Raw genomic sequence first — 22,311 nt, forward strand, 5'->3', positions numbered from 1 at the left:
AGTATAAGCAGGAAGAACTAAGGTGGTACCGCGAATTAAACGCTCTTTCGTCCTTAACTGGATGAGAGGGCTTTTTTTATACCTTAGATATAATTATTAAATTTTAGTGATTTTAGATTATTATTAATGGAGGGGAATAAAAGTGGAAAACTTAGAAAAAACTTATGATCCGGCCAAAACCGAAGATAAATGGTATGAGTACTGGCTGGAAAACAATTATTTTGCACCAAGGGAAAAAAGAGAAGATGAGAAGGGGACCTTTAGTATTGTGATGCCTCCCCCAAATATCACAGGTCAGCTGCATATGGGCCATGCCCTGGATAATACCTTACAGGATATTTTAACCCGCTGGAAGAGAATGCAGGGCTACCGCTCCTTATGGCTGCCCGGTACTGACCACGCAAGTATTGCAACTGAGGTTAAAGTTGTAGATAAGATGAGGGAAGAAGGAATAGAAAAGGAAGATATGACCAGGAATGAGTTTTTAGAAAAAGCCTGGGAGTGGAAGGAAGAATACGGAACCAGAATCACCAATCAGCTCAAAAAAATGGGCTCATCCTGTGACTGGTCCCGGGAGAGATTTACCCTGGATGAAGGCTGCTCAGATGCGGTAGAAGAAGTTTTTATTAAATTATATGAGGAAGGCTTAATTTACCAGGGAGACTATATTGTTAACTGGTGTCCAAGCTGCCACACTACTTTAAGTGATATCGAGGTTGAACACAAAGAGACGGAAGGTAAATTCTATCACTACAAATATCCCTATAAAGACCGGGAGGGCTATATTACAATTGCTACCACCAGACCGGAAACAATGCTTGGAGATACTGCAATTGCTGTTCACCCATCTGATGAGCGCTACAAAGATCTGGTTGGAGAAAAGGTAATTGTACCCTTAGTTAACCGTGAAATCGAAATCATTGCTGATGAATATGTAGACAGTGAATTTGGAACCGGAATGGTTAAGGTAACACCTGCCCATGACCCAAATGACTTTGAGATCGGCCGCCGCAATGATTTAGAGATTGTGACTGTAATCGATGAAGATGCTAAAATGACCGAAGCTGCCGGTGAAGCTTATGCCGGACTGGACCGCTATGAGGCCCGCAAAAAGGTAATTGAGGACCTTGAAAAAGAAGGTCTGCTGGTTAAAATTGAAGACCATATGCACAATGTTGGTGAATGCTACCGCTGTGATACAGTAATTGAGCCTTTAATTTCCAAGCAGTGGTTTGTTAAGATGCAGCCCCTGGCCGAGCCGGCAATTGAAGCTGTTGAAGATAGCGATATTAATTTTGTGCCTGACCGCTTTTCCAAAGTATATATGAACTGGATGAATAATATCCGCGACTGGTGTATTTCCCGTCAGCTCTGGTGGGGCCACCGAATTCCGGTTTATTACTGTAATGACTGTGATGAGGTAATTGTAAGTAAAGAAGAACCTGAGAGCTGTCCCAACTGCGGCAGCACCAATCTGCGTCAGGATGAGGATGTTTTAGATACCTGGTTCTCATCTGCACTCTGGCCATTTTCAACCTTAGGCTGGCCGGAAGAGACTGCTGACTTAGAGAGCTTTTATCCAACTGATGTCCTGGTAACCGGTAGAGATATCATTTTCTTCTGGGTGGCTCGGATGATCTTTATGGGACTTAAATTCCAGGATGAAAAACCTTTCTCAGATATCTATATTCACGGTCTGATTCGTGATGCTCAGGGAAGAAAGATGAGTAAATCCTTAGGTAATGGAATTGATCCTTTAGATATTATCGATCAATTTGGAGCAGATGCGCTGCGCTTTACCTTGATTACTGGTAATACCCCGGGTAATGATATGCGCTTTAGAGAAGAAAGACTGGAAGCAAGCCGCAACTTTGCCAATAAGATCTGGAATGCTTCCCGCTTTGTGCTGATGAACCTGGAGGATTTTGAGCTGGAATCTGTTGATGAGGCTGATTTAAAACCAACTCTGGCTGATGACTGGATGCAGAGCCGCTTAAATACTGTAGCCGGAGAAATTGATGATGCTCTGGAGAGATATAATTTTGGGGAAATGTCAAGCTCCTTATATGATTTTATCTGGAATGAGTTCTGTGACTGGTATATTGAACTTCTCAAGGCCAGATTATATCAGGATGAAGATCCGAAAGCGAAACTGACAGCCCAGTTTTATGCGCTCAATACTTTAGAAAGTCTGCTCAGACTGCTGCACCCTGTAATGCCCTTTATCACAGAAGAAATCTGGCAGAAACTGCCGGGAACTGAAGGGACTATTATGCGGGCCCAGTATCCTGAGAAAAATGAAGAGGATATAAATGCTGCTGCAGTGGAAAAGATGGATCTGGTGATGAGTGTGATCAAGTCTGTTAGAAATATCAGAAATGAAATGAAGGTTAATCCCGGCCGCAGAATCAAAGCACTGCTTGCTGCACCTGAGGCCAAGCTTGCTATTTTAGAAGAAGGACGAGAATATATTGAAAACTTAGCCCGGATCAAAGAGCTAAAAATAGGTGGAGATGAGCTTGAGCGACCTGATAAGGTGTCAACTTCTATAGTTAAAGAGGTTGAGGTAATTCTGCCGCTTGAAGGTATGATTGACCTGGATAAAGAGATAGAAAGAATGGAAAAAGAAATAGAAGAGATGGATTTTGAAATCAAAAGAGCAGAAGGTAAACTAAATAATGAAGGCTTTGTCAATAATGCGCCTGCCGATTTAGTTGAAGGAGAAAAACAGAAACTCAAAGAATACAGAGAAAAGAAAGAAAAGCTGATTGAACGCAAAAAAGAATTAGCTGAGTAAGTTTAATGTTAAGGTACCGGGTCCAAAGCGGTCGTTTTGGACCCGGTACAATAAAACCTTTTTGGACCTGGTTAAAAAGATATAATTCACAAAGGCTGGCTGTTGCCGGCTTTTTTATATTTTTCTTAAATAAATTAATTTTTAATATCGTTATTTTTTAATATTCAAAAAAGGATTTCCAACTTTTAACTAGAATAAATTTTATAGAGAAGCCAAATTTTTTGAATATTTTTATATCAGTTGGAAGGGATGAATAATCTATTATGAGAGAATTTTTAGAATTAAATCCCCCGGAGAAATTCTGGGAAGAAATTAAATCTTTTTTAAGTAATAAAAGTTTGAGCAGAGAAAAATTAAATCTGGAAAATTCTTTAGGCAGAATTCTGGCAGAAGATATCTTTTCTCCAGTTGATCTGCCTCCTTTTAGCCGCTCTACAGTTGATGGTTATGCGGTCAAAGCTGCTGATACAGCTGGAGCTTCAGCTTCGATGCCGACCTATTTTGAGATTGCAGGCAGTATAGAAATGGGGAAGGGAACTGAACTGAAGTTAAAAAATGGTCAGGCAGCAGCTATTCCAACGGGTGGAATGCTGCCAGAAGGTGCAGATGCGGTTTTAATGATTGAAGACACAGAAAAAATTGATGAAAATACAATTGAGAGCTTTAAATCACTGGCAGCAGGCGAAAACCTGGTTCAGAAGGCAGAAGACATAGCTGCAGGTGAATTACTCTTTAAAAAGGGGCATAAGCTAATGGCCCGCGATATTGGAGCACTTGCTGGACTCGGGATCACTGAATTTAATGCTTTCAGCAGGGCAGAGGTCTCAGTTATTTCTACTGGAGACGAATTAATTTCAGCAGAGGCTGAAGCAGATGCCGGTCAAATTAGAGATATTAACAGTTATTCTATAACTTCTTATTTGAATAAAATTGGAGCAGCTGCCAAAAAAGTGGGAATAGTAGAAGATAAATTTGAAAAACTAAAAGAAGCTGTCAAAAATGAGCTGGGTCAGGATTTAGTCCTGATATCAGGCGGCAGCTCAGTTGGAATCAAGGATATGACCATTGATCTGCTTAATTCTTTAGGAGAGCCCGGAGTTCTCCTGCACGGCCTGGCAATTAAACCAGGTAAACCGACAATTTTAGCAGTTATTGAGGATACAATTGTTATTGGTCTTCCCGGCCATCCAGCATCTGCCTGGACAGTTAATAATATTTTAGTTGCCGAGATTGTAAGGGTATTAAATGGCGAAAAAGAAGCAGCTGAAATTGGAATTAAAGAGAATAAATATCCAATCAAAGCTCAATTAACAAGAAGTCTGGTTTCAGATAAGGGACGAGAAGAATATATTCCGGTTAGAATTATCAAAGAAAATAACAAATTGTTGGCAGAACCTCTGCTGGGAAAATCAAGTCTAATAACCAATTTAGCCCATGGCGATGCTCTTTTGCGAGTTCCCAGAAATCAGGAGGGGAAAGAAAAAGGAGAGTTAGTTGAGCTGACTCTGATTGAATAAGATTAATAACAGGTCCAATCTAAAAATATATTGATTTGTTGATTTAAATAAATAGTTAAAGAGAGGAATTAGGCTATGGTAAAAAAATACTTAGATAAAATATCACTTGCTGATGCTCTAAAAAAATTAAAAAACAATTTTAAAGATTTAAGAACAGCGACTGAAAAAATCAAAACTACTGCAGCTGAGGGGAGAGTTAGCGCAGAGGCAGTTAAAGCTGCCCGCTCAGCTCCGGATTATTATGCTTCGGCAATGGACGGAATAGCAGTTAAAGCTCAGCTGACTGCAGGTGCCAGCGAGAGAAATCCAGTTCAATTAAAAATTGGCAGAGATGCAGTAGCTGTAGATACCGGGGACCCGATTCCGGAGCAGTTTAATGCAGTAATAAAAATTGAAGAAGTAAATCAGATTGATCAAAACACATATCAGATTGAAAAGGGAGTTCCAGCCTGGAATCACATTCGCTCGATCGGAGAGAGTGCGGTTAAAGGGAATCTTTTAGTTACAACAGCTCACCGGATAAAAGATTATGATATTGGTGCCCTGTTGGAAGCGGGAGTAACAGAAGTTGAGGTTTATCAGAAACCGCAGATTACAATAATTCCAACCGGAGATGAACTGGTTGAAGCCGAAGCAGCTCCAAAAAGAGGAGAATTAGTAGAATTTAATTCTCAGATGGTGAGGGCTGCCTTAAAAAAATGGGGCGCAGAGGTCAAAATCTCGGATATAATTCCCGATCAGAAGAATTTAATTGAAAAAGCTCTAACAGCAGCGGCAGAAAAAAGTGATATGCTTATTGTTCTCTCCGGTTCTTCAGCCGGCAGAGGAGACTATACAATTGATATTTTGAAAGAAAAGGGAGAAATTTTATTTCACGGTGTAAATATAATGCCCGGCAAACCATTGATAGCAGCTGAAATAGACGGGAAGCCAGTTTTTGGGCTGCCTGGCTACCCACTTTCTGCCTGGCTTGATAATCAGCTATTTGTTCGGGAACTGGTATCTCAGCTGCAGGGAATACAGGCAGCTGATTTTAATCAAATTGAAGCTGAAGTAAAAAGAAAAGTTCCCTCTGATATTGGTCTGGAGGAATTTTTGCGGGTTAACTTAACTGTTGATGCTGAGGGTAAGTATACAGCAGTACCTTTAAAAAGAGGTTCATCAGCTATGGAATCAATTTTAAAGGCTGATGGAATTATGCGGATTGCCGAAAATAAAGAAGGTCTGCATCCAGGTGATAAGGCGCCCGTGATTTTATTAAAGGAAAAAAATAAAATAAAAAATGATTTACTTTTAATCGGCAGCCATGATCTGAGCCTGGATTTAATCAGGAATCAGCTGCACCAAAAAAATTATAATTTTGATTTAAAACTGCAGACAGTTGGCTCAATGGCAGGTTTAACTGCTCTCCGCCGGGGAGAATCACAGCTGGCTGGAGCCCATCTGCTTGACCCGGAAACTGGAGAATATAATATTTCGTATTTGCAGAGGTTTTTTAAAGGCGAAAAACTGGTAGTTCTTAATCTCGTCCACCGGGAGCAGGGCTTATACCTCAAACCGGGTAATCCCAAAAAGATCAATGCTCTCCAGGACTTAACCGAAGCCGAGATTAATTATATTAACCGACAGCGGGGTGCGGGCACCAGAGTTTTATTTGATTATTTGCTGGCAGAAAACGGAATTGAACCAGAGCAAATATCAGGTTATGAAAAAGAAGAATTTACCCATATCGCTGCAGCAGCAGCTGTTGGCAGAGGTTCAGCAGATGCAGCTTTAGGTATTCGGGCTGCAGCAGAAGTTATGGAAGTTGATTTTCTGCCCCTGGCGGAGGAAAGGTATGATCTAATATTCCGGGAAGAAATTCTGGAGCAGCCCCAAATTCAGGCTTTAATAGAATTGATTAGTCAGGATCAGCTGAAAACTGAAATTGAAAAATTGGGCGGTTATCAGTGCCGAAATACCGGAGAAATTAAAATTCTGGATTTATAATGGAGGCCACAAAATGCAGAAACTAAATGATCAGCTGGGTCGAGAAATAGATTACTTAAGAATCTCAATAACTGACCGCTGCAACCTCCGCTGCCGCTACTGTATGCCGGCAGAAGGAGTCGAAAATAAAGATCATCAGGATATTTTAAGCTATGAAGAAATTTTAAAAATTGTAGAAACTGGAATTAAGTTGGGTATCAAAAAAGTTAGAATTACCGGAGGAGAGCCTCTGGTGCGGCTGGGGGTAGAAGATTTCATCTCAGATTTAAACAGGCTTCAGTTAGATGATATCTCTATGACTTCAAATGCAGTTTTACTCTCAGAAAAAGCTCAGCAGTTAAAAAAGGCAGGTCTGGATCGAATAAATATCAGTCTGGATACTCTTAAACCAGAAAAATTCAAAAAAATTACAAGAAGAGACAATCTGGCTGAGGTATTAAAAGGGATTAGTGCGGCTTTAAATGCCGGTCTGGATCCAGTCAAATTAAATGTTGTTGTCATGCGCGGAGTCAATGATGATGAATTATTTGACTTTGTTGAACTAAGCCGAAAGAAAAATTTGAGCATCAGATTTATAGAATATATGCCCTTAGGTGGGGAGGCTGAAGCAGAAAAATTTATCAGCACAAAGGAAATCAAAGAACTAATCAGTGAAAAATATCAACTTCTGCCTGCAGTCAGTAAGGGTAGTGGACCGGCAGTCTATTTTAAGATTGAAGGAGCAGCAGGAAAGCTCGGCTTTATTTCAGCTCTAAGTGAACATTTCTGCAGCAGCTGTAATCGCCTGCGCCTGACTGCCGATGGCAAGTTTAAACCATGCCTGGCATCAAATCAGGAAGTTAAATTAGCCGGTATTAATGAAAAAGAAATCATCGCTGCTTACAGGCAGGCCTTAAAAATTAAACCTGCCTGTCATAATCTTAATTTTGAGCAGCAGGATTACAGCAGAAATATGTCCCAGATCGGAGGCTAAAATAAAGATGAGTGAAGATAATTCAAAAAAAGAATTTTCCCATATAGATCAAAATGGCAGGGTAAAAATGGTAGATGTTTCAAAGAAGGAAATAAGTGAGCGTACAGCCAGAGCAGCTGGCGAAATCAAAATGAAGCCAGAGACTTTAAAGAAGATTAAAAAGGGTAATTTAAAAAAAGGAGCTGTTATTGAAACAGCCAGGATAGCAGGAATTACCGGGGCCAAAAAGACTTCAGATTTAATTCCAATGTGCCATCCCCTGCTTTTAAGCAGCATTAAAGTAGACTTTGACCTTGATTTTAAAGATAAAATAATAATTACAGCAGAAGTTAAAAACAGCGGCCAGACAGGAGTTGAGATGGAGGCTCTGACGGCTGTAAATCTGGCAGCTCTGACAATTTATGATATGGCCAAAGCAGTTGATAAGTCGATGGAAATCAATAATATTAGACTAATTTATAAAGCCGGAGGGAAGAGTGGAATCTATGAGCGAGCAGAATAACTTCAAAATAAAAACAGCAGTTTTAACTATCAGTGACAAGGGCTCAAGAGGTGAAAGAAAAGATTTGAGCGGACCGGTAATTAAAGAAATGATGGAAAATATCGGGGCAGAAATTGTCTACGAAGAAATAATTGCCGATGAAAAAGCAGAGATTGAGGAGACTTTAAGCAGGATTGCTGACCAGAAAAAAGCTGATTTAATTTTAACTACCGGGGGCACCGGCTTTGCTAAAAGAGATATTACTCCAGAAGCAACTCTGGCGGTTATCGAAAAAGAGGTGCCTGGAATCCCGGAAAAAATTAGAGCAGATACAATTTCCATCACCCCTCAGGCTGCACTCTCTCGGGCCAGAGCGGGTATCAGAAAACAGACTTTAATTATTAACTTTCCCGGCAGTCCCAAAGCAGTCCGTGAATGTCTTGAGGCAGTAATCGAAATTATTCCTCACGGTGTTAAAATCTTAAAGGGAGAAATAACCGAACATCAGCACAGTCATAAAAATAAATAAATTAAGAGGTGTGGTAAATGGAAGCAAGAGTAAAGGCAGTTTGTTTGAGTGAAGAAAAGGGAACAACCAAAAAAGTAATTAATAAAGGTGAGCTGCTTGAAAATTATGGGCTTCAAGGTGATGCTCATGCCGGTAAATGGCACCGACAGCTTAGCTTATTAGACAGCAGCAGCATAGATAAGATGCGGGGTCAGGGCTATGAACTCAATTTTGGTGATTTTGCCGAAAACATTACAACTGAAGGTCTAGAGAATTTATTTGAACTCCCTGTGGGTCAGCAGCTCAGAATTAATGGAGAGATTTTACTGGAAATAACTCAGATCGGAAAAAAATGCCACCACGACTGTGAGATCAGGCAGACAATTGGAGACTGTGTAATGCCCAGAGAAGGAGTTTTTGCCAGAGTAATTAAAGGTGGAGAAGTTAAAGCCGGCGATAAAATAGAAATTCTGTAGCCTCAGCTCAGAATAATCATTAAAACAGTGGGGATATAAAATATTTTTGACTAAGATTTGATTTTTTACTGATAATCCCTTACTATTTTATTGGGAAGATCTCTTTCTGGTGAAAAATAACACAATTGATTTTAACCAATAAATTGAATCTATAAGGAGGAATAATTATGGAAATGATAGGAGTCAGCGCTTCTGCCAGTAAGGCTGGTAAGACGACTTTAATTTCCTTAATGTTAGAAGACAGCTGTGCCAAAACAGCAGTTATCAAAACATCGATCAATAATGAACTTGATCAATATAAGGTGATTAATGATCCAAAAATAATTAATCAGGCAGGTACAGATACAGCAAGAGTTGTTGAGCATGGAGCTGATAAAGTAATACTTTTAGAGAGTCCTGCAGCAGAACTGCCGAGTGCCTACCAGCTGGCCCGCAACCTTCTCGATGATGATATAGACAGACTTTTTATCGAAGGAAATACGATTATTAATTTTTTGAATCCGGATCTGCTTTTTTATTTAGAAAATAAAGATGAACCAGAAAAGGAATCAGCTAAAATGGTAAAAAACAGAGCAAATATCAAGATTAACACCAATACCCTACTTTCTGCAGGGAAGCTCAATGGACTGCCCTTTATAATTCAGCCCGAAAAAATGACCTGTTATCAGGCTCATCTCTTAGCTGATTTACTTAAAATGTCTGTTCCTCAGATCGGTAAAATTGTTAAAGAACAGGATGTAAAAATAGTGAAATGTCAGTTGGGTTTATTCTAATCTAAAATGAATGCTGGTACCGGGTACCTGGAAATATTTAGCAAAAACAAATCCTGTTATCAAATAAATTCCAGATATTTCTAAGTACCCGGTACCCTTATTATTTTTTTTGCTAAACTTGACTAAGAGTCGAAAAAGTGATAAATTACATATAGACAAACTAAGGAAGGTGAATATTTTGCGTAGAGCAACTATAACAGGTCTGGGTAAATATCTCCCGGAAAAAGTAATGACAAATCATGATTTAGAAGACATAGTAGATACAAGTGACGAATGGATAAGAACAAGAACAGGAATCGAAAAAAGGAGAATTGCTGCTGATGATCAGGCGGCATCAGATTTAGGAGTTGAAGCTGCAAAAGAAGCATTAAAAGATGCAAAACTTGCTGCAGAAGATTTAGATTTGATTATAGTAGCAACAATTACTCCGGATATGATGTTTCCAGCTACTGCCTGTATTATTCAGGATAAAATAGGAGCCAAAAATGCAGCAGCATTTGATCTAGAGGCCGGCTGCTCCGGTTTTGTATATGGAGTCAGTGTAGCGGCCAATTTTATTGAATCAGGAATGTATGATAATGTGATGGTCATTGGAACTGAGGTGCTTTCCAAAATTTTAAACTGGGAAGACCGAGGTACCTGTGTCTTATTTGGTGATGGAGCTGGAGCAGCAGTTCTTTCGGCTGCAGATAAAGGTGGGATTCTGGCTACTGATTTAGGTTCAGATGGTTCAGGTGCAGATACTTTATATCAGCCAGCTGGAGGTTCAAGACAGCCTGCATCTCATGAGACTATTGATAATGCCGGTCATTATCTCTATATGGAAGGTACCCCAGTCTTTAAATTCGCTGTTAAAACAATGGGGAAAGCTTCACTAAAAGTGCTCAAAAAAGCCGGAGTTAAAAAAGAGGAAGTTGATTTACTTGTTCCTCACCAGGCAAACACCAGAATTATTGGAGCGGCAGCAAAGAGATTAAAGTTATCCGATGATCAGGTTTATGTAAATCTGCCTGAATATGGGAACACCTCAGCTGCTTCAGTCCCAATTGCGCTGGCAGAGGCAAAAGAAAAAGGGAAATTAAATAATGGTGATAAGGTAGTACTGGTAGCTTTTGGTGCCGGTTTAACCTGGGCATCTGCAGTAATGGAGTGGAATGACCTTAAATAATTATTCTAATAAATTATAAAAACTGAAAGAAAAAATAGATTTCTAAATAAATGATTTTAAAAGTAAAATTAATATACTGGAAGATTAAGTGAAAAAAATATTTAACTGGAGGCTTTTCAAATGAGTGACAACTTAGTATTTATGTTTTCAGGACAGGGTTCACAGTATGTAGGTATGGGAAAAGAGCTTTATGAAAACCATGAAGCAGCAAAAAAGGTCTTAGATGAGGCCGATCAGATTCTGGATTTTGATCTTAAAGATATGATCTTTAATGGTCCGGAAGAAGATCTAAATAACACTAAAAACACCCAGCCTGCAATTTATACAGTGAGTGCTATGGTGAAGGCAGTTCTGGCTGAAAATGGACTTGAGCCAGCTGCAGCAGCAGGCCACAGCCTGGGAGAATATTCAGCCCTTCATGCCGCTGGTGTTCTGTCATTTGAAGATGGTTTAAAATTGGTGCGCCGCCGTGGTGAACTGATGGATCAGGCAGATCCAGAAGGTAAAGGGACTATGGCAGCAGTGATTGGACTTGCTGATGAGGAAGTTGAAGCGGTTTTAAATCAGGTTGATGGTATTGTAACAGTAGCTAACTATAATTCTCCCGGTCAGGTAGTTATCTCTGGTGAGGTAGAAGCAGTTGGTAAAGCAGAAGAACTCTTAGCCGAAAAGGGAGCCAAAAGAGTTATTCCCCTTTCAGTTAGTGGAGCATTTCACTCACCCTTAATGGAGCCGGCAAAAGAAGAGCTAAAAAATACAATCGAAGCAGTTGATTTTAATGATGCTCAGATTCCTTTAATTGCCAATGTTACAGCTGATTATGTCAAAGAAAGCAGTGAGATTAAGGCTGCACTGATTAAACAGCTGGATAACAGTGTGCGCTGGGTAGAAACTATTGAGCTTTTTAAAGCTGATGACTACGAAGATTATGTTGAAGTTGGCCCGGGCAGAGTTCTAAAAGGTCTGATGAGAAGAATTGACCGCTCATTAAATGCCTATAATGTTGAAGATGAAAAAAGCCTTAAAAAGACATTAAAGAAATTAAAATAATAAATTTAATCAGATTGATTTAGGAGGAGATTATTTAAATGAGTAAAAGAGTTGTAATTACAGGTGCAGGTGTTGTTCATTCTTTGGGTACAGAATTAGAAGAATTCTGGGAAAATATTAAAGCTGAAAAATCAGGTATCTCTAAAATCGAAAATTTTGATGCTGCCGATTTTCCAAGTCAAATTGGAGCTGAGCTTAAAGATTTTGATCCAGGAGATTACATAGAGCGCAAGGAAGCAAAAAGACTTGCACTTTACAGTCAGTATGCAATTGTTTCAGCAATGAAGGCCTTAGAAAATGCAGGTTTAGAAATTACTGATGAGATTGCTGATCGAACAGGAGTTATAGTTGGTTCCGCTATTGGTGGAATTGAAGTTTTTGAAGAACAGGTAGAAAGACTTCACAGCCGGGGACCGAGAAGAGTTAGTCCTTTCTTTATTCCAATGATGATTTCTAACATGGCTGCCGGTAATGTTGCTATTTATTCCGGGGCAAAGGGGCCAAATATGAATACTGTAACAGCATGTGCATCAGCTACTACAGCAATTGGCGAGGCTTTTGAGACAATTAAGAGAGGTGCCGCTGATATAATGATTGCTGGAGGTACAGAAGCTTCGATTACACCTTCTGCAGTTGCAGGTTTTGGTAATATGAAAGCTCTCTCAACCAGAAATGATGAGCCTGAGAAAGCAAGCCGTCCTTTTGATAAGGATAGAGATGGCTTTGTTATCGGTGAAGGTGCCGGTATTATGATTTTAGAGACTTTAGAAAGTGCTAAAAAGCGGGGAGCTAATATCATTGCTGAGGTTGTTGGTTATGGTGCTTCCGGTGATGCTTACCATATTACATCTCCAGCTCCAGAGGGAGAAGGTGCTGTTAGAGCTATGAAGGCAGCAGTTGAAAGAGCAGGTATGAAGCCTGAAGAAATCAATTATATTAATGCCCATGGTACATCAACACCTTTAAATGATCAGTACGAATCAACAGCGATCAAAAAGCTATTTGGTGATCATGCTTATAAGCTGAAAGTTTCATCTACCAAGTCAATGACCGGTCACTTACTTGGTGCTGCTGGTGGAGTTGAAGCAATTATTTCTGCTATGGCAGTTAAAGAAAATGTTGTACCTCCTACTATGAATTTTGAAGAAGGAGGCGAAGGCTGTGACCTTGATTATCAGCCAAATAAAGCAGGAGAAGCTGAAATTAATGCTGCTTTAAGTAATTCCTTTGGTTTTGGTGGTCAGAATGCCTGTATTGTAATTAAAAAATATAAGTAATAATAGATATACTCTTGTACCAGGTTCAAAACCCCCGTTTTGAACCTGGTACAAGTAAATGAATTCACAAATAAAATTATTTTTAATGAGATCTGCCTGGCGGCAGGTCTTTTTTCTATTTAGGCATTATTCTCTAAAAATATGTTGTAATTTTCAGAAATATATTATATTATTGTTATATAGTTAAATTATATTTAATTTTTTAATTTAAAATTAATATTTATCTGGAGGTTATAGGATGAGACTGACAATTGCTTTAGGTGGAAATGCAATTTTAAAACCAGGACAGAAAGGAACAGCAGCTGAACAGATGAACAATGTTTATCAGAGTTGTTTACAGATTGGAGAATTAGCTGCCTCAGGCCATGAAATTGTAATTACCCATGGAAATGGACCACAGGTTGGGAATATATTATTACAGCAGGCTGCCGCCAGCAAGATTCCGGCACTGCCCCTTGATTTTTGTGGAGCTCAAACCCAGGGATTTATAGGTTATATGATTCAGAACAGCCTTTTAAATGTTTTTAAAGATAAAAATATTAAACTACATAGTACTTCAGTAGTAACTCAGGTTTTAGTTGATCAGGATGATCCTGCCTTTGATACCCCTTCAAAACCTGTTGGACCTTTTTTTGATAAAGCACATGCTAAAAAACAGGAAAAAGAAAAGGGAGAAAAATGGGTGGAAGACAGCGGCCGCGGCTGGAGAAGAGTTGTACCATCACCGCAGCCACTTAAAATAATGGAAAAAGATTTAATTAATGATTTAATCGAAAATAAGAGGATTGTCATTGCTGCTGGAGGAGGCGGAATTCCAGTAGTAGAAAAGGAAAACGAATTAAAGGGTGTTGAGGCAGTTATTGATAAGGATCGGGCCGGCTGCATTCTGGCTCAGAATACAGACTCTGATTTCTTTTTAATTTTAACAGATGTAGATAATGTGATGATAAATTATGGTACAGCTGAAGAAAAGGCTCTGGGCGAAATTACAATTGAAGAAATCGAAAAACATCTATCTGAAGGACAGTTTGGCAGAGGAAGTATGGCACCTAAGGTAGAATCAGCAGTCAAATTTGTAAGAGAAGGTGGAAAAAAAGCTGTAATTACCTCTTTAAATAAAGTTAGCGGGGCTGTAAAAGGTGAGGCTGGAACAATAATTGTTAAATAATGATTTTGTGGAGGGAGTTGATTTTAAATTGACTCCCTTTTTAACATGGTTTATGCAGTCTTATTATCCTGAGTCTTTGTATTCACTAATTTAAATTGATAAAAATATATCAATTGCCTTTACATTAGAGAAATATAATGCTATGATTTTAACAGATTATTTTTTTATACTTTTTTGCAACCGGTTGCAAAAATTAAAAAGTGGGGAATAATAAATGGAAATTAAAATGTCTGATATTGCAGAAATGGCAGGAGTTTCAAAATCAACAGTTTCTCGTGCCCTAAAAAATGACTGCAGAGTCAAAGAAGAAACCAAAAATAATATTCTAAAGATTGCCAGAAAATATAACTATCAGCCAAATAAAGTTGCTCAGGCACTTGCAGAAAAAAACACTAAGATTATAGCTGTGATTTTACCTTCAGCTCCACGATCCGTTTCAGACCCCTTTTTTCTGGAATTTCTGCATGGAGTTAATAATGCAGCCTATCAGCAGGGGTACAGTCTAACTATTCCACCAGTTGAAAAAGAAAACTTTGCATCTTTTAAAGAAATTAATCAAAAAATAAATTTTGATGGGGTTATCCTAACCGAACCTCAACTCAATGATCCGCGAATAAAATATCTTCAAGAAAATAAAATACCTTTTGTTTTTAATGGCAATCCCATGGCTGATAGAGATATTTCCTGGGTTGATACAGATAACCAGTTGGGGGCTTATCAGGCTGTAGATTATTTAATAAAAAAGGGCCACAAAAAAATTGCCACAATAACAGGTCCTTTAAATTTGGTGGCTGGTAAATACAGGTTAGAAGGTTATCTTCAGGCTTTAAAGGAGAATAATCTTCAGCTAAATGAGGATTGGATTATCGAATCTGATTTTACAGAAAAAGGAGCCCACTTAGCTGCCAAAAATTTGATCAAAGATTATAATGAAATTTCAGCAGTTTTTGCTGCTAACGATTTAATGGCACTTGGAATTATTAAGTCTCTGAAAGATGCAGGGATTAGAATTCCTGAGGATCTTTCGCTAATTGCCTTTGATTCAATTAAAATGGGCGAATATATAGAGCCGCCATTAACAACTATTAAAAACACAGGACTGGAAAAGGGAGAAAAAGCTGTCGAGCTCCTGATTAAAATAATTGAAAATCAGGATCTGGCAGGGAAACATATTTTATATCCTCCTGAATTAGTGGTCAGAGATTCAGTTCAGGACATAAATTAAATCTTTCTTCTCACATTAAATTGAAATTATTCCTAAAAAAATATATAATCAACCTGAGGTCAATTATTTTATTTTTTAAGGAAAGAAGGTAATTTTAAAATATGAAAGTATATGCTCTTGTTGGACCCAGTGGAACAGGGAAAAGTCACCGGGCAGTTTTGCTGGCAAATCAGTATCAGATTCCACTGATAGTTGATGATGGACTTTTAATCTATGCCGGTAAAATTATGGCGGGAAGCTCTGCCAAAAGAGAAGAAAGTAAAATGGGAGCCATCAGACGGGCTTTATTTTTTGATGAAAAACAAACGGAAGAAGTTAAAAAATGTCTAAAAAAACTTAATGAAGATAAAATATTAATTCTGGGAACTTCAACTGGAATGGTCGAAAGAATTGATGAAAGACTTGAACTTGGAGGAATTGATCAGTATATTGATATTAAAGATATTTCTTCAGCAGAGGAAATAGAAAAAGCACTTTCAGTACGCAACAATGAGGGAAAACACGTAATTCCAGTGCCGACAATTGAGGTTGAGCAGGATTTTTCCGGTTATTTACTCCACTCTTTAGAACTCTTTTTTAAAAAAGACAATCAGACTGTCAGACATGAAAAAAGTATTGTTCGGCCAAGGTTCAGCTTTTACGGGAATTTAAGTATTAGTAACCGGGTTCTGGTTGATCTAATTGAATATTTGATTAATAAATATCCTAAAATAACCGAGTTTAAAAAAGTTAAAGTTGAAGAAACAAATAACCAGTTATTTATCAATTTATCCCTGGAGATTGTCTATGGCATCAAAATTAGAAAATTTATTAAAGAATTTAAAGCAGCTTTAAAAGAACACCTGGAAAATAATACAGGAATTAATGTTAAAGAAATTAATATAGAAGTATATTCTCTCAAAGTGAGGGAATAAAAATTTAAGGAGGGGACTTGATTTGAGAACATATCACGCCAGAAAAATGGATAAAGAGGCAATTTATCCTTCTCAGGCCTGGAAAATTACTGAGGAAGAATTTCTCTTAGACCACAACCACCACAATGAGGCTATTTTTACTCTGGGTAATGGTTATATGGGACTGCGGGGAACTCTGGAAGAAGATTATCCGGGGAGTGAAGATACTTCAACTCCAGGTTTTTATATTAATGGAGTTTATGCGTCAGAAAAAATAATGTATGGAGAAGAAGCTCCGAATTTACCCCAAAATGGTCAGACAATGGTTAATTTAGCTGACTGGAGTGAAATTAATCTCTATATTAACGAAGAAAAATTAAATTTATTAAAGGGACAGATCTTAGATTACAAACGCGAATTGGACCTGCAGCAGGGGGTTTTAAGGCGTAAAATTCTCTGGGAAGACCGCCAGGGAAGAAAGATAGAGGTTAAAATTACACGTTTAATTTCTTTAAGCAGGGAACATATTGGGGCTATCAGATATCAGTTTAAAGCGATAAACTTTTCCGGTAAGATCAGTGTTAATTCTGCTGTCAATGGAGATGTCAGCAACCACCACCACCTGCGGGATAAAAAAGCTTTAGAAGTCATAGAAAGCGAAGTTGATACCAATACCGGCCATCTTTTACATAGAGTTAAAAGCACAAACTTTAAGGTTGCCTATGTGGTAGAACATCTGCTTGATGAGCGCTCTAAGGATAACGCGGAGGTTAAAAAAAGATCATCCGATAACCGGGTTGACTGGATTTTTGACATCAGTGCAGTTGAGGGTGAAGAATATACAATCGATAAAATTGTTGGGGTCAATCACAGTCAGGAAGAGGGCGAAAACCCTCTCAGTGATGCTAGAGCTTCAGCTGCCAGAGCTTCAATTACCGGTTTTGAAAACCTGGTCGAAGAACAGGCAGAATTTATGTCAGGTTACTGGCAGGATGTAGATGTTAAAATTGATGGAGATGATTCGCTGCAGCAGGCATTTAGATTCAATGCTTTTCATATTCTGCAGGCTACAGGTAAGGATGGTCAGACAAGTGTAGCTGCCAAGGGAATTAGTGGTGAGTATTATGAAGGTCATTATTTCTGGGATACAGAAAGTTATATACTGCCCTTTTATGCTTTTCAGCGGCCGGAAGTAGCAAGAAATTTGCTGCTCTTTAGATATAATACTCTAGATAAAGCTCGAAAAAACGCTGAGCGGATGAAGCTTAATGGTGTATTATTCCCCTGGCGAACAATTAACGGAGAAGAGGCATCCGGCTTTTTTATGGGCTCAACCGTACAGTATCATATCAATGCTGATATTGCCTATGCTGTTAATCTCTATTACCAGGTAAGCAGGGACCAGGAGTTTATTGAAAATTACGGTCTGGAAATTTTAATTGAAACAGCTCGGATGTGGCTCAGCCTGGGCAGCTATATTCCAATGAAGAATAATCAATTCTGCTTCAATGTAGTCTGCGGTCCGGATGAATATAAACCCGGTGTAAACAATAATGCCTACACTAATTATATGGCTAAATTTAATCTGGATACAGCGGTTAAAATGGCTGAGATCATTAAAGAAAGAGCGCCTGAAAAATACAAAAGACTCTCAGAGCGGATAGGATTAACCGAAAATGAAATTAAAGAGATGAAGGAAATTAAAGAAGATATTTATCTGCCGCACAATGAGGAATTAGAAATCACCCCTCAGGATGACTCATTTCTTTATAAGAATCCAATTGAGGTAGATAATATACCTGATGCTGAATTGCCTCTGGTTAAAAACTGGCATCCGCTGATTATCTGGCGCTATCAGGTGATCAAACAGGCTGATGTGATACTATTGATGCTCCAGCTTGGGGATCAGTTTGGCCGTGATTTAAAGATTAGAAATTATGATTATTATGAACCCAAAACTACCCATGATTCATCTCTATCTCCGGCAATTTACAGTATTCTGGCCTCAGAGATAGGTTACAAAAATCAGGCCTATAATTACTTTATGCAGACTGCTCGCCTTGACCTGGATGATTATAATGAAAATGCCTATCAGGGAGTTCATACTGCCTGTATGGGTGGAACCTGGCTGGCTCTGGTGCAGGGTTTTGGTGGGATGAGAATGTTTAATGGTAAATTATACTTCCATCCTCATCTGCCGGACGGCTGGAATGAATATCAATTTAGACTCCGTTTTAAGGGAAGTCAGATTGAGGTTACAGTTAAAGAAAATCAGGTTAAATATATGCTGATTTCCGGGGATAAAGTAGAATTCAAGCACTATGATCAGCTGATTGTTCTGGAAGAAAGTAATTTAAGTCAGGAAGTAGAAATACAATAAATTTAAAAAAGCAGGTGTGATAAAATGGATTTTAAAAAAAAGATATATATACTGCTTGCAGTTGGAATTTTCTTTTTATCACTCTCTGGAATACTTATTAAAATAGTTTCAGCACCACCGCTGATAACTGCCTTTTACAGAATGTTATTTACAGTTCTGCTTTTAAGTCCTTATTTCTTTTTCAAACATAAAAGCAAGGCACGTTATTTTCTGGATTACCGACCTTTACTGGTCGGTTTTCTCTTAGCGGTTCATTTTATTTTGTGGATTAGTTCTATTCAGTATACTGATATTTCCAATTCAGTTATTTTTGTGGCCCTGCAGCCGCTGTTCACAATTATTTTAGAGTATTTGTTTGCCAGAGAAGATTTGAAAGAAGGAGCAGTCATCGGGATTATTATGGCAGTTATTGGCAGTACAGTTATTAGTATTGGAGATTTATATCAGTTGGGGGATAAGCTTTTTGGTAATTTTCTTGCTCTTTCGGCAGCTTTATTTGCCTCCTCCTATCTTTTTATCGGCAGAGGGGTGCGAAAAAAACTTGATTATTTTCCCTACCTCTATATTTTATATACATATGCCGCCATATTTTTAGGAATCGGTGTTTATCTATTTGATATTCCTTTTACCGGTCACGGCTTAAATAATTATCTGCTCTTTTTGGCGCTGGCTGTTGGACCGACTCTGATTGGGCATTCAATTCTCAATTATGCAGTTCGCTATCTCTCAACATCTATTGTTTCTTTATCAATCCTGGGAGAGCCAATTTTAACCACCTTTTTAGCCTGGTTAATCTTAAATGAACAGGTAAGACTGACAACTATGATTGGAGGCGCTTTTATTCTGGGAGGAATTTATCTAGCCTCTGTCTATAATAACCATCAAAAACGGAGGCGGAGTGAGTTAAATGAGGCTCAGAGTTAATTTATGGCTTAAATTAACTCTGTTAGTCATTAATAAACTTCTGCATCTTAAACTGAAATTATTTATTTGTCTGACTGGACATTTTATGGCTTAACATATAAAATAATAGTTGAGAAAACTTTATTTAATTCTGGGAGGGATAAATTTTGTTAAAAGAAGTTGCAAATACAGTAAGAGGATTATCTGCAGACATTGTAGAAAAGGCAAATTCTGGTCATCCAGGAATGCCGATTGGCTGTGCTGATATTGGTGCCCTATTATTCGGAGAAGTAATGGATATGGATGCTTCAAAATCAGACTGGCCGGATAGAGATCGTTTTGTACTGTCAGCAGGACATGGATCAGCATTTTTATACTCATTTTTACACCTAAAAGGTTATGATCTTTCCATGGAGGACCTGAAAAACTTTAGACAGCTCCATTCTAAAACACCAGGTCACCCCGAGTATGGAGAAACAGATGGAGTAGAGACCACAACCGGACCCTTAGGCCAGGGCTTTACCAATGCAGTTGGAATGTCATTAGCCGAAAAGATGCTGGCAGAAAAATATAACACAGAAGAACACACAATTGTAGACCACTATACCTACACAATTATGGGTGATGGCTGTATGATGGAGGGTATCACCTCTGAGGCAGCATCACTGGCCGGACATTTAGGTCTTGATAAGTTAATTGCAATCTATGATGATAATGATATTTCTATTGCCGGCAGCACCAATCTGTCCTTTACCGAATCAGTAGCCGACCGCTTTAAGGCTTTTGGCTGGCAGGTAATAGAAAATGTAGACGGACACAATATCGATCAGCTAAGAGATGCGATCAACCAGGGTAAATCTGATAAAGACAGACCGACCTTAATTATGGCTAAAACTCATATCGCCTTAGGAGCACCAAACAAGCAGGATACAGCAGATGCTCACGGTGCACCTTTAGGAGAAGATGAGATCAAAGGCTTAAAAGAAAAGTTTGGACTGCCTCTAGACAAGAAATTCTATGTTTCAGATGAGGTCAAAGAATTCTTCCGCAAGCAGGCGGCTGAGATGCAGGATAAAAGACTGGAATGGGAAGCAGAGTTTAAAGCCTGGGCTGAAGCAAACCCTGGACTGAAAAAAGAATGGGATCAGGCAATGAGCCTCAAACTTCCTGTTGACTTAAAAGAAGAAATTATGGACTTAGAGATAGAAGCTCCAATAGCTACCAGAAAATCAGCTGGAGCAGCTTTAAGCAAAGTATTTGAAGTAGTACCTTATTTAGTTGGTGGTTCAGCAGACTTAGCTCCTTCAACTAAAACCTATAACGGAGAATACGGAGAGGTGCAGAAAGGTAACTACTCCGGCCGCAACTTCCGCTTTGGTGTCAGAGAACACGCGATGGGAGCCATTGTTAATGGTATTTCCTTACACCAGGGCCTAAGACCATTTGCAGCAACCTTCTTAACCTTTGCTGATTATATGCGTCCGGCAATCAGACTGGCAGCTTTAATGAAGCAGCCTGTAATCTATGTCTTTACTCATGATTCAGTCTTTGTTGGAGAAGATGGACCAACCCATCAGCCGATAGAGCATGTTGAATCCTTAAGAATTATCCCCGGACTTAAAGTTTTAAGACCTGGAGACGAAGAAGAAGCCAAGGCTGCCTGGGTAGAAGCCCTGGAAACAACAGACCAGCCAACAGCTCTAATTCTAACCAGACAGAACTTAAAGCATATCGAAAAATATCAGGGTCTGGATAACTTCAACAATGGCGGCTACTTTGTCAGCAAACCAGAAGATGCAGATACAATGATCTTTGCCAGCGGTAGTGAAGTTAACCTGGCAGAAGAGAGTGCTAAACTTCTTGCAGAAAAAGGTATCAAAGCTGCAGTAGTATCAGTACCAGAAAGAAGAAAGTTCGAAGAATATGCAGCAGATCATAAGCTGCCAGAAGTTAAGTTAAGAGTAGCAGTCGAAGCAGGAGTAACAACTGGCTGGTACAAAATTGTTGGTAGAGACGGCCTGGTTATCGGACTTGACCGCTTTGGTTTAAGTGGAAAAGGTCAGGAAGTTGGAGAAGAATTAGGCTTTAAAGCAGAAAAAGTTGCAGCAGAGATTGAAGCAGCTTTAAAATAGTATAATATAAGTACTAGAAAAATTAATATTTAATCAGGATTGAGTAAATGAAAAAATCCGTCCAGAGCAGATCAGTTAGCTGATCAGTTGGGCGGATTTTCTTCCTTTTAGCTGATGGTTTTTATTTTTATAAACCACTTTCAAGTTTAATTAAATATAATACCAGTTTAAAAGTGCTATTACTGCTCCCAGCAGAACTCCAGCAAATACTTCAAAAGGAGTATGGCCGATTAATTCTTTTAAATCTTCTTTGATCAACAGCTGTCTCTCTTTGACAGAGGATTTATTTTCAAGGTGTTTGATCAGATTGTTTAAGACATTTGCCTGCTGGCCTACTGCCCGCCGGACACCACTGGCATCATAAGTTACAATTAAAGCGAAAACAGTTACAATGGCAAAAAGGTCAGAAGAAAAGCCGTGTTTTAAGCCAACTGTAATTGTGAGAGCTGAAACAAAAGAAGAGTGAGAGCTGGGCATTCCTCCAGAAGTGAAAAAGGTATAAAAATTCATTGGTCTAATAAAAAATATTTTTAAAAATTGAGCTGCAAAAAGCGAAAAAATTGATACTCCCAGTAATGACATGTGATCTCCCCCAAATAGT

18 protein-coding genes and 1 other annotated feature (1 of these 19 cut by a window edge) are annotated in these 22,311 nt (G+C 38.7%); of the genes, 17 read left to right on the top strand and 1 reads right to left on the bottom strand.

The window, feature by feature from the left end; all coding sequences use genetic code 11:
* Nucleotides 1-58 (top strand) — a binding site (T-box leader) (it extends 217 nt beyond the left edge of the window).
* 84 nt (nucleotides 59-142) lie between these two features.
* From C8C76_RS01260 to tkt, 17 genes are all read left to right on the top strand, one after another.
* Nucleotides 143-2,797, top strand: coding sequence for a valine--tRNA ligase (locus C8C76_RS01260; RefSeq protein ID WP_108137891.1), 2,655 nt, complete (start codon nucleotides 143-145; stop codon nucleotides 2,795-2,797).
* Between the two features lie 263 nt (nucleotides 2,798-3,060).
* Nucleotides 3,061-4,314, top strand: coding sequence for a molybdopterin-binding protein (locus C8C76_RS01265; protein ID WP_108137893.1), 1,254 nt, complete (start codon nucleotides 3,061-3,063; stop codon nucleotides 4,312-4,314).
* Nucleotides 4,315-4,389: 75 nt separating this feature from the next.
* A complete protein-coding gene (locus tag C8C76_RS01270; RefSeq protein WP_108137895.1) occupies nucleotides 4,390-6,303 on the top strand; it encodes a molybdopterin biosynthesis protein in 1,914 nt (637 codons plus the stop codon).
* 13 nt (nucleotides 6,304-6,316) lie between these two features.
* Nucleotides 6,317-7,276 carry a GTP 3',8-cyclase MoaA gene (gene moaA, locus C8C76_RS01275; protein WP_108137897.1) on the top strand — a complete coding sequence of 320 codons (960 nt, stop codon included), beginning with the start codon at nucleotides 6,317-6,319 and terminating at the stop codon, nucleotides 7,274-7,276.
* Nucleotides 7,277-7,283: 7 nt separating this feature from the next.
* Complete coding sequence (gene moaC / locus C8C76_RS01280; protein WP_108137899.1) at nucleotides 7,284-7,778, top strand: cyclic pyranopterin monophosphate synthase MoaC; 495 nt, start codon at nucleotides 7,284-7,286, stop codon at nucleotides 7,776-7,778.
* Complete coding sequence (locus C8C76_RS01285; RefSeq protein WP_108137901.1) at nucleotides 7,762-8,286, top strand: MogA/MoaB family molybdenum cofactor biosynthesis protein; 525 nt, start codon at nucleotides 7,762-7,764, stop codon at nucleotides 8,284-8,286. The genes moaC and C8C76_RS01285 overlap by 17 nt, the downstream gene beginning before the upstream one ends.
* Nucleotides 8,287-8,303: 17 nt before the next feature.
* Entirely contained in the window at nucleotides 8,304-8,741 is a 438-nt protein-coding gene (locus C8C76_RS01290) for an MOSC domain-containing protein (RefSeq protein ID WP_108137903.1), read from the top strand.
* 167 nt (nucleotides 8,742-8,908) lie between these two features.
* A complete protein-coding gene (locus C8C76_RS01295) occupies nucleotides 8,909-9,514 on the top strand; it encodes a hypothetical protein (RefSeq protein WP_108137905.1) in 606 nt (201 codons plus the stop codon).
* Nucleotides 9,515-9,692: 178 nt separating this feature from the next.
* Nucleotides 9,693-10,682 carry a beta-ketoacyl-ACP synthase III gene (locus C8C76_RS01300; RefSeq protein ID WP_108137907.1) on the top strand — a complete coding sequence of 330 codons (990 nt, stop codon included), beginning with the start codon at nucleotides 9,693-9,695 and terminating at the stop codon, nucleotides 10,680-10,682.
* A gap of 120 nt (nucleotides 10,683-10,802) precedes the next feature.
* Complete coding sequence (fabD, locus tag C8C76_RS01305; protein ID WP_108137909.1) at nucleotides 10,803-11,732, top strand: ACP S-malonyltransferase; 930 nt, start codon at nucleotides 10,803-10,805, stop codon at nucleotides 11,730-11,732.
* A gap of 38 nt (nucleotides 11,733-11,770) precedes the next feature.
* Nucleotides 11,771-13,009, top strand: a complete 1,239-nt coding sequence (gene fabF, locus C8C76_RS01310) for a beta-ketoacyl-ACP synthase II (protein ID WP_108137911.1) — start codon at nucleotides 11,771-11,773, stop codon at nucleotides 13,007-13,009.
* Between the two features lie 238 nt (nucleotides 13,010-13,247).
* Nucleotides 13,248-14,177 (top strand): carbamate kinase, encoded by a 930-nt coding sequence (gene arcC / locus C8C76_RS01315; RefSeq protein WP_108137913.1) that lies wholly within the window; start codon nucleotides 13,248-13,250, stop codon nucleotides 14,175-14,177.
* 214 nt (nucleotides 14,178-14,391) lie between these two features.
* Nucleotides 14,392-15,402 (top strand): LacI family DNA-binding transcriptional regulator, encoded by a 1,011-nt coding sequence (locus C8C76_RS01320; protein ID WP_108137915.1) that lies wholly within the window; start codon nucleotides 14,392-14,394, stop codon nucleotides 15,400-15,402.
* Between the two features lie 101 nt (nucleotides 15,403-15,503).
* The gene (locus tag C8C76_RS01325) at nucleotides 15,504-16,316 is read left to right on the top strand and encodes an Asp23/Gls24 family envelope stress response protein (RefSeq protein ID WP_108137917.1); all 813 of its coding nucleotides are present in this window, start codon (nucleotides 15,504-15,506) and stop codon (nucleotides 16,314-16,316) included.
* Nucleotides 16,317-16,338: 22 nt separating this feature from the next.
* Nucleotides 16,339-18,675 (top strand): glycoside hydrolase family 65 protein, encoded by a 2,337-nt coding sequence (locus C8C76_RS01330; protein ID WP_108137919.1) that lies wholly within the window; start codon nucleotides 16,339-16,341, stop codon nucleotides 18,673-18,675.
* A 24-nt stretch (nucleotides 18,676-18,699) separates the two neighbouring features.
* Nucleotides 18,700-19,599: a DMT family transporter gene (locus C8C76_RS01335; protein WP_108137921.1), complete on the top strand. Its 900-nt coding sequence runs from the start codon at nucleotides 18,700-18,702 to the stop codon at nucleotides 19,597-19,599.
* Nucleotides 19,600-19,745: 146 nt separating this feature from the next.
* Entirely contained in the window at nucleotides 19,746-21,710 is a 1,965-nt protein-coding gene (tkt, locus tag C8C76_RS01340; protein WP_108137922.1) for a transketolase, read from the top strand.
* A gap of 150 nt (nucleotides 21,711-21,860) precedes the next feature.
* On the opposite strand, the gene C8C76_RS01345 is transcribed toward tkt, so the two are convergent.
* Complete coding sequence (locus C8C76_RS01345; protein WP_108137924.1) at nucleotides 21,861-22,292, bottom strand: divergent PAP2 family protein; 432 nt, start codon at nucleotides 22,290-22,292, stop codon at nucleotides 21,861-21,863.
* Nucleotides 22,293-22,311 lie beyond the last annotated feature (19 nt).

It is taken from the genome of Halanaerobium saccharolyticum, assembly GCF_003053565.1.
Taxonomy (GTDB): domain Bacteria; phylum Bacillota; class Halanaerobiia; order Halanaerobiales; family Halanaerobiaceae; genus Halanaerobium; species Halanaerobium saccharolyticum_B.

Excerpts from the sequence above, each read along its gene's own strand:
- arcC (WP_108137913.1), top strand. The coding sequence starts at position 13,248 with ATGAGACTGACAATTGCTTTAGGTGGAAATGCAATTTTAAAACCAGGA.
- C8C76_RS01295 (WP_108137905.1), top strand. The coding sequence starts at position 8,909 with ATGGAAATGATAGGAGTCAGCGCTTCTGCCAGTAAGGCTGGTAAGACG.
- C8C76_RS01290 (WP_108137903.1), top strand. The coding sequence starts at position 8,304 with ATGGAAGCAAGAGTAAAGGCAGTTTGTTTGAGTGAAGAAAAGGGAACA.
- moaC (WP_108137899.1), top strand. The coding sequence starts at position 7,284 with ATGAGTGAAGATAATTCAAAAAAAGAATTTTCCCATATAGATCAAAAT.
- C8C76_RS01335 (WP_108137921.1), top strand. The coding sequence starts at position 18,700 with ATGGATTTTAAAAAAAAGATATATATACTGCTTGCAGTTGGAATTTTC.
- C8C76_RS01285 (WP_108137901.1), top strand. The coding sequence starts at position 7,762 with ATGAGCGAGCAGAATAACTTCAAAATAAAAACAGCAGTTTTAACTATC.
- C8C76_RS01270 (WP_108137895.1), top strand. The coding sequence starts at position 4,390 with ATGGTAAAAAAATACTTAGATAAAATATCACTTGCTGATGCTCTAAAA.
- C8C76_RS01265 (WP_108137893.1), top strand. The coding sequence starts at position 3,061 with ATGAGAGAATTTTTAGAATTAAATCCCCCGGAGAAATTCTGGGAAGAA.
- C8C76_RS01320 (WP_108137915.1), top strand. The coding sequence starts at position 14,392 with ATGGAAATTAAAATGTCTGATATTGCAGAAATGGCAGGAGTTTCAAAA.
- fabF (WP_108137911.1), top strand. The coding sequence starts at position 11,771 with ATGAGTAAAAGAGTTGTAATTACAGGTGCAGGTGTTGTTCATTCTTTG.
- C8C76_RS01345 (WP_108137924.1), bottom strand. The coding sequence starts at position 22,292 with ATGTCATTACTGGGAGTATCAATTTTTTCGCTTTTTGCAGCTCAATTT.
- moaA (WP_108137897.1), top strand. The coding sequence starts at position 6,317 with ATGCAGAAACTAAATGATCAGCTGGGTCGAGAAATAGATTACTTAAGA.
- fabD (WP_108137909.1), top strand. The coding sequence starts at position 10,803 with ATGAGTGACAACTTAGTATTTATGTTTTCAGGACAGGGTTCACAGTAT.
- C8C76_RS01325 (WP_108137917.1), top strand. The coding sequence starts at position 15,504 with ATGAAAGTATATGCTCTTGTTGGACCCAGTGGAACAGGGAAAAGTCAC.